The 9,429-nt window shown below is 30.4% G+C and carries 1 protein-coding gene; it reads left to right on the plus strand.

Annotation, left to right across the window (positions count from 1 at the left end; translation table 11 throughout):
• A partial coding sequence (locus ACKI5C_RS03180) for an amino acid adenylation domain-containing protein (protein WP_407431778.1) occupies positions 1-9,429 on the plus strand: 9,429 nt, incomplete at both ends.

A 9,429-nucleotide genomic window follows, 5' to 3' on the forward strand; every position in this document is an offset into this window, starting at 1 on the left:
GAATCATTTATAGCAAATCCTTTCGATAATGGTGAGGATTATAATGTATTATATCGTACGGGAGATATGGTTCGCATATTGCCTGACGGAACATTGGGAATTGTTGGACGTAGAGACAGTCAAGTAAAAATCAGAGGAAACCGTGTAGAATTATCAGAAGTTGAAGCGGTAATCCGTGAATTGGACTATATTGAAGATATTACAGTACAAACAATTAAACATGATGACAATTATGAATTGGTGGCTTATGTGGTGTCTGATGGATTTGATGAAGATACTCTTAGAAATAATATATGTGAATATGTTGGTGAGTTTAAGCCTGATTATATGGTTCCTTCACATGTTATTAATTTAGACCGTATTCCTTTAAACGTTAACGGTAAGGTGAATAAACGTGAGCTTCCTGAAGTTGACTTTGATGGCTTGCAGGTAGAATATGTTGCACCGACAACACAGGCAGAAAGAGAAATTGTAGATGCATTTGAAATTGCATTTAATCGGGAAAACATTGGTATTCATGATGATTTTATAGCTTTGGGTGGTGATTCATTAACTGCCATTAAATTAGTTTCACATTTAAATGATTATGATATTTCAGTAGCTGATATTTTAAGTTTACATACCCCTTATGCTATTGCTAAAAATATTAAGGAATTTTCATTAGATTTGGATATTTATGATTTAGATTCTGGTTGTCCTTTAAATGAGTCTCAGTTAAATGTTTATTTGGATATTTTGGCTAATGATAAGGTGGATGCTTATCTTATTCCGTTAGTTATCGATATTTCCGGAGAATATTCTATTGATTCTGTTGTTGATGCTTTGGAGGAGATGTTTAATGTCCATCCAATTTTGGGCATGAGGATTAATAATGAATTTGATGTTCCTTATTTAGTTAAAGGTTCTGATCCTAGCATTATTGTTAAATCAAGTACTGGTGAGGATTATATTTATGAATTCTTGACTCAACCATTTGATTTGCAAAATAGTTTATGCAGATTTTTAATTGTTGAAAAAGATGATGGATATAAATTATTTGCTGTTTTCCATCATATTATATTTGATGCTTTATCTCAAACAGTATTTAAAAAAGATTTACAGAGCATTCTTGATGAAGAGGATATTGATGTGGATTATGCTTTTATAAAAATTTCAGCTTTCAATAAACAAATACAAAATATGCCGGAGTATGTTGAAGCCAGTGAATATTATGAATCTTTATTATGTGATGTTGATGATAAGGGCATTTTATTGGATAGTGTATTATCTGATGGACCAGGTGTTAGAAATATTAACTTGGATTTGGATTCAGATTTATTTAAGTCATTTATAAAACAGTATGGGGTTAGTGAAAATGTTTTATTTACAAGTGTTTTTGCATATACATTGTCTCGTTTTGTAGGCAGTGATTCTGTATTGTTTAATATTATTGAAAATGGAAGGGACAGACTTGGTATTTTTGATTCTATCGGTATGTTTGTTAATACTTTGCCTTTATTTGTTAATTGTAAAGAACAAAGCATTGATTCATTTATGGAATATCTTTCACAATCAATTTACAGTGCTATGAAATATAATTACTATCAATTCAGATTACTTGCAAATGAATATGCTGTTGATTCCAACATCATATTCCAATACTTACCGGAATGGACAACTGATATTGGATATTCTGATAAAGATGTGTCTGAAAATACTGGAAAAACAGATATTTTTGCTGATATGGATGATTTTATTACAGATTTTAATGTTAATGTTGTTCAGGAGAATAATGATTATATTTTAAATGTTAATTATTCTGATAAATATTCATCAGGCTTTGTTTCACGATTTATGGAATCCTATAAATTAATCTTACAGGATATGCTTAGTGTTGAGAAATTAAGCGATATTAATTATATTACTGCAGAAGATATTGTCCTTTTAGATAGTTATAATGGTACTGAGCATTCTTTAGGTTATGATGATATTTTGGATGCTTTTAATGATAATTTAAGCGATAATCCTGATAAATGTCTTGTTAAATATAATGATTTGTCCTATACTTATGGGGAAGGTGCATTTATTGCAGATAAGATAAATAATTCCCTAAATGATATTGGTGTCGATATTGGAGATAAAGTTGCTTTCTTGGTTGAAAGGTCAGAATTATACATGTTTTCAGTTTTAGGTATTTTGTCTGCTGGTGCAGTTTATGTTCCTTTGGATGATGCTCATCCGGACGAACGTATGGAGTTTATATTGAACGATACAGAATCTAAAGTTTTAATTGTAAGTGATAAAACATATGAACGTGTGAAAGAATTGGCAAGTGATATCACTATCTTAAATATATCTGATAATGTTAAAGGAAGAATTGGCAGATTATCTTCTTTGCCGGTTAATTATGGTGATTTGGCTTGTATTTTATATACTAGCGGTACTACTGGTGTTCCTAAAGGTGTTAAAGTCACTAGAAAATCAATACTTAACCTTTCTGAATCTTATATGGACAGCTGCGGTTTTAATGGGGATGATGTTTATGGTTTATTTGCATCAATTAGTTTTGATGCTGCTTCACAGGCCATATGTCAAACAGTCTATGCAGGTGCATCTTTATCAATTGTTCCTGATGAAATTAGGTTTGACATTAATGAAATGAATAATTATTTCATCAGACATGGAGTTACACATACCATGATTACTACGCAGGTGGGTAAACTCTTTATAGAAAATATTGTGGATACTTCAATAAGAGTTTTAACTTTGGGTGGTGAAAAATTAGGTCAGGTTGTAAATTCCAATAAATATCAATTGATTGATGGTTTTGGACCTACAGAAACATTTGCATTTATCACATCAATAGATAATTCAGATAAAGTGGACTATTCGTCAATTGGTGTATTAAACTACAACACTAAAGCGTATATTTTAGATGATGAATTTAGAAGAACACCTGTCGGGGCAGTTGGGGAATTATATTTGGCAGGATATCAAATTGCTGACGGATATTTAAATCGTGAAGACGAAACAAACAGGGCATTTATGAATAATCCGTTTAATGATAATAACAGTTACAATGTTTTATACCGTACGGGAGATATGGTAAGGTTGCTGCCTGATGGATCTTTGGCTATTGTTGGCCGTCGTGACAGCCAGGTTAAAATCAGAGGAAACCGTGTAGAACTCTCTGAAGTCGAATCGATTATTCGTGAATTGGATTACGTGGATGATGTTACTGTTCAAACAGTTAAAAATGATGCCAATAATGAGTTAGTGGCTTATGTTGTAACATCAAAGGATATGGATGAGGATGCTCTTAAAGAAGATATTTGTAATTATGTTATAAAATACAAACCGGATTATATGCTTCCTTCATATGTGGTGAAATTGGAAGAAATTCCGTTAAATATTAATGGTAAAGTGGATAAACGTACTCTTCCTAAAGTTGACTTTAACCTCTTGCAGGCGGAATATGTTCCACCGACAACACAGGCAGAAAAAGAAATTGTATATGCATTTGAAAGTGTATTTAATCAAGAAAATATTGGTATTTACGATGATTTTGTCCGTTTAGGTGGTGATTCATTAACTGCCATTAAATTAATTTCTCATTTAAAAAATTATAATATTACGGTTGCAGATATTTTAAGTTTACACACACCAAAAGCAATAGCCGAAAATATTAAAGAAAATGATTATAATTTAGATATTTATTCTTTGGAGAGTGGCTGTCCTTTAAATGAATCTCAATTAAATGTATATCTAGACATTATCGCTAATGATAAATTTAATGCCTACCTTATTCCTCTTTTCACTAAAATTTCTAAAGATTATGCGATTAATGAGTTGTTTGAAGCTTTAAATAAAATGATGGATATTCATCCTATTTTAAATATGTGTATTGATGATGATTTCGATGTTCCTCATTTGGTAAAAGGTAAAATGGCAGATATTTATGTTAAATCAGAAATTGATGAAGAATCAATAAATGAATTTTTAACAAAAGGATTTAATTTACATGAATCATTATGCAAATTTTTAATAGTTGAAAACGATGATGATTATGATTTGTTTGCAGTTTTCCATCATTTAATTTTTGATGGATTATCAAATATTGTGTTTAAAAATGATTTATTAACAATTCTTGATGGAGGAAGTCTAGAAGAGGATGTTTCATTTTTAAAAATATCTGCATTCAATAATGAAATTCAAAAAAGAGAAGAATATGATGATGCAAAAGAATTTTATAATATGATGCTGTCTGACAGTGATGATGCAGGTAGTTTACTGGATTGTGTTTTAAATAATGGTCCAGGTATTTCAAAAATTAAATTGGATTTTAATGAGTATGAATTTGATAAATTCCTCAAAGACAACAACATTAGTGAAAATGTTTTATTCACAAGTGTCTTTGCTTATACCTTGTCCAGATTTGTAGGAAGCGATAATGCATTATTTAACATGATTGAAAATGGACGTGATAGATTTAATAATTTCAACTCAATAGGCATGTATGTAAACACTCTGCCGTTATTGGTTGATTGTAAAAATGAAAAAATTCCAAAATTCATGGATTATATTTCTGATTTGATTTATAAAGTCATGAGATACAATTATTATCCATTCAGAGTACTGGCCAAAGAATATGGTATTGATTCCAATATTCTATTCCAATTTATGCCTAGATGGGTTAATGGAGATATAAAAAATGTGGATGACGATGATTTAAAATTATCAGAAATGGTTCAAAAAGAAAGTAATTTGAATACTGAATTCAGCGTTAATGTTATTCAAACATCCGATGGATATGATTTAAGTGTCACTTATTCGGATAAATATTCAAGTGATTTTGTTAAACGTTTTATCAATTCATATATGTTAGTTTTACAGGAAATAATTCATGTTGATAGTTTATCAGATATTAATTATATTTCTGATGTTGATACTGAAATTTTAGATAGGTATAATCAGACTGAGCATGATTTGGAATATGCTGATGTTTTAGATGCTTTTAATGATAATTTAAGAAAAAATCCAGACAATATGCTCGTTTCTTATAACAGTGTTTCTTACACTTATGGTGAATGTGCTTATATAGCAGATAAGATTGCTCAGAAGTTAGTTGATTTAGGTGTTAAACCACAAGACCATGTTGGCTTTTTAGTTCCTCGTAGCGAATTATACATATTGAATATTTTAGGAATTTTGTCTATGGGTGGTATTTATGTTCCTTTGGATTATGCCCATCCGGATGCACATATTCGATACATAATTGAAGATACACAATCTAAAGTGATTATTTGCAGTAATGATACCTATGAGCGAGCTAAAGATTTAACAGATAATGTTCATCTTTTAAATATATCTGATATAATTAATGATGAAATTGGAAGTTTATTCACTTTGCCTGTAATTTATGGTGATTTAGCATGTATTTTATACACTAGTGGTACTACAGGTAATCCTAAAGGAGTTAAAATTACCAGAAAATCTCTTTTGAATGTTTCTACATTCTATACTGATAAATATGATTTAACTGATAATGATGTTTATGCATTATTTTCAGCTATTGGTTTTGATGTCTCTAATTTCATTATCTGTGTTGTTTTATATGCGGGATCTTGTCTTAGTATAATTCCTGAAGATATTAGGCTTAATATGGTTGAAATGAATAATTATTTCATCGAACACGGAGTTAACCATGCATTTATTACCACTCAGGTAGGTAAGCTCTTTATGCAAAGCATTGAAGATACATCATTGGATGTTTTACTTGTTGCAGGTGAAAAATTGGGTAAAGTTGAAAGCCCTCAAAATTATGAATTGATTGACGGATTTGGTCCGACTGAATCATTTGCCTTCATATCCTCCGTCCATAATTCAGATAAAATAACAGAATCATCTGTAGGATACTTGAATTACAATACAAAAGCATATGTTTTAGATAATGAGAAAAGACGTGTACCTGTAGGTGCTGTTGGAGAATTATGCTTGGCAGGTATTCAAATTGCTGACGGCTATCTAAACCGTGAAGAAGAAACAAAAGAATCATTTATAGCAAATCCTTTCGATAATGGTGAGGATTATAATGTATTATATCGTACGGGAGATATGGTTCGCATATTGCCTGACGGAACATTGGGAATTGTTGGACGTAGAGACAGCCAGGTTAAAATCAGAGGAAACCGTGTAGAATTATCAGAAATTGAATCTGTAATACGTGAAATGGATTATATTGATGATGTAACTGTACAGACATTTGAAAATAAAAATAATAATGAAATTGTGGCATATGTTGTGGTATCTGATGAGTTTGATAGTGATGAACTCAGAATGGATATTAGGGATTATGTTGCTAAGTCTAAACCGGATTATATGCTTCCCGCATATGTTGTTGTTTTGGATAGTATTCAATTGACTGTTAATGGCAAGGTTGATACACGTGCTCTGCCGGAAGTTGATGTAGGACCTTTAAGTGTTGAATATGTTGCTCCAACAAATGAAACTGAAAAACATATTATCGAATCATTTGAAGTCGTATTTAATCAAAAAGGCCTTGGTTTATTTGATGACTTTGTCCGTTTAGGTGGAGATTCTATCGGTGCCATTCGTGTTGTTTCACTTTTAGAGAAAAATGGTGTCTATTGTAAAGCTAGAGATATATTAAATTATAAAACTCCTTATCTTATTTCACAGCATATTGATTTGAATGTTGAATCTCAAAGTTATGATGCTGTTGAAGGTGCTGTTGATCTACTTCCTATTCAGGATTATTTCTTTGAACACATTAATTTAGATACTTATATTCAGCCGTTCATTTTGAAATTCAAAGCAGATTTGGATGTTGATATTTTACAGAAATCCATTGATGAACTGACAAATCTCCATGATATGTTACGCGCAGTTTACACATTCAAAGAAGATGAAAACAAATCTGTTCAGGAAATTTTACCTTTAAATACTCGTATTTGTGAAATTAAAGAATACACATTCGATGATAACTTTGATGAAAATATAAGAAATGTTTTCATTGAATCCTCCACCTCATTAAATATCGAAAATAAGTTGATGGACATTAATTTGGTTCATTATGATGATAATCACTATCTTATAATTATTATTCATCATTTGATTATTGATGGTGTAAGCTGGAATATTCTGCTCACTGACTTAACACATATCTATTATAATTTACATAAAGGTGAGAAAATAGATATTCCAAGGCCTTATCCTTATAAATCATGGGTCGAAGATGTTAGAAATTTAGTTGAGAATATTTCTGATGAAGAAAAGCAACATTGGATTGAAGTGAATAGTTTACTGGATGATTCTCTTATTAAAGGTAATACCAAGGTTTTTGCTTTTAATGTTGAAAGTTCCTTTGATGTTAATAATCTTTTGATGTTGACTGAAGAGGAATATCTAGCTTTAGCAATTAGTCGTGCTTATAAAAAGACTTATAATATGGATATTATATTTAATCGTGAATCTTATGGTCGTGATGATAATATAGCAAATATTAACAGAACAATAGGATGGTTTACCAGCCAGTATCCAGTACATATTAAAATAGATAATAAATATGATGATATTTCTTTGATGAAAGATGTGTACAGTCTTAAAAAGGCATTTAATGATATCAATCATTTAGGTTTGAATTATGCCTCTTTAATTTACACTACTAATGATTTGAAATTCAAACATTGTCCTGTTACTTTTAACTTTTTAAGTAATGAATTTGTATTTAAAAATGAATTTTTGGAATCAGTAAATCATTATCTTTCTGAAAACAATGAACTTAATTTGCAGTTTGAATCTGAATCTTACGGTATTACTTTTAATGTTTCTAGAATAGATAATACTTATCTTATTAATGGGGATTATGCGATGGATACATACATTGGTAATAAATTTAATGAGTTTAAAACCAATATTGAATATGAATTAGAGTTTATTTCTAATTATAAGTTTAGTGAAGGTATTGTCTGTTGTTTAAACGAATCCCAATTAGGAGTATATCTGGATGAAAAAGTTAATGATAAAGGTACTGCCTATTCGGTTCCTAATATTATCAAATGTGGTGATAATCATTCAGTTGATGATATTGAGGATGCAATCCATGCTTTAATCGATAAACATCCAATTTTAAAAGCTCGTGTTTTAGATACGGATGAGTTACCTCTTTTAGTTTGTGACGCTTGTCCGGAAATTGAATTTTATGATATTGAAGATTATTCACAATTTATCAGGCCTTTTGATTTAGATAAATCTTTAGTCCGCTTCTTTATAGTGGACAATGGTGATGCTAAGTTTATTGGTTATGATATGCACCATCTGATTTGTGATGCTAATTCTGCAGGCATTATTAATAGAGATTTAAATCTTGCTTTAAATGCTAATTTAGATAAAAATGTTGATTTAGGTTTTGTTTATGATAGTCGTGATTCATTTGAGTCTAAATTCAAATCAGAGTACAATATTGCTAAAGAATTTTTCAATGACCTCTTTGGCGATATTAGTGATGTCAGATATTTGTTAGATGATATTGATGGATCCGATGGTGCTGTTAGTCTTCCTATTCGTGGAATTCGCAGCGATGTAGACTCATTTGTGCATAATCAAGGCATAACTGTTGGAAATTTCCTGAATGCTATTTTTGCTTATACATATTCTAGATTCGTTGGCAGTGATAAAGTTTACTTTACTTATACGGAGCATGGCCGTCATAAAGATTATAATCAGGATGCGATGGGAATGTTTGTCCGCACAATTCCAATCATTGTCGACTGTAAAAACAAATCTGTGAAAGAATATATGAATGATGTTTCAGATTTAATCTTAAAATCAATGTCTAATAGTATTTATCCATTCAGATTGCTTGCAAGTGAATTTAATATAAATAATAATGTTTTATTTGAATATAATTATGATTTAAATGATGTTTCAAAAATTGGAAATGATGTTATATATAAAGATTATGCGGAAGGAATTTGTGAATTTTCATGTATTATTAATGATTTGGATGATGGTTTCCTTGTTAATCTGGATCATAATGGTAAATATAGTCAAAATACTGCCGAACGTTTTGTAAATGTATTTAAAAAAGTATTGATTGGGTTTTTAAATAATGAACATTTAAGTGATGTTAATCATATTTCAGATGAGGATATTTTACTTTTAGATTCCTATAATCAAACGGAACATGGTTTGGTCTATGATGATGTTTTGGATGCTTTTAATGATAATTTGGCAAAATGCCCAAAAAATAATCTTGTATTCATGAACAATAATCATTACAGTTATGGCGAAGGAGCTTATATAGCAGATAGGATTGCAAAACAGTTAATGGAGTTGGGTGTTAAAGCTGGTGGCTGTGTTGGCTTTTTAACTGGTAGATGTGAGTATTATATGTTCTCTATTTTGGGTATATTGTCTGTAGGTGCGGTT

This window comes from Methanobrevibacter sp., assembly GCF_045646045.1.
In the GTDB taxonomy this organism is placed as follows: domain Archaea; phylum Methanobacteriota; class Methanobacteria; order Methanobacteriales; family Methanobacteriaceae; genus Methanocatella.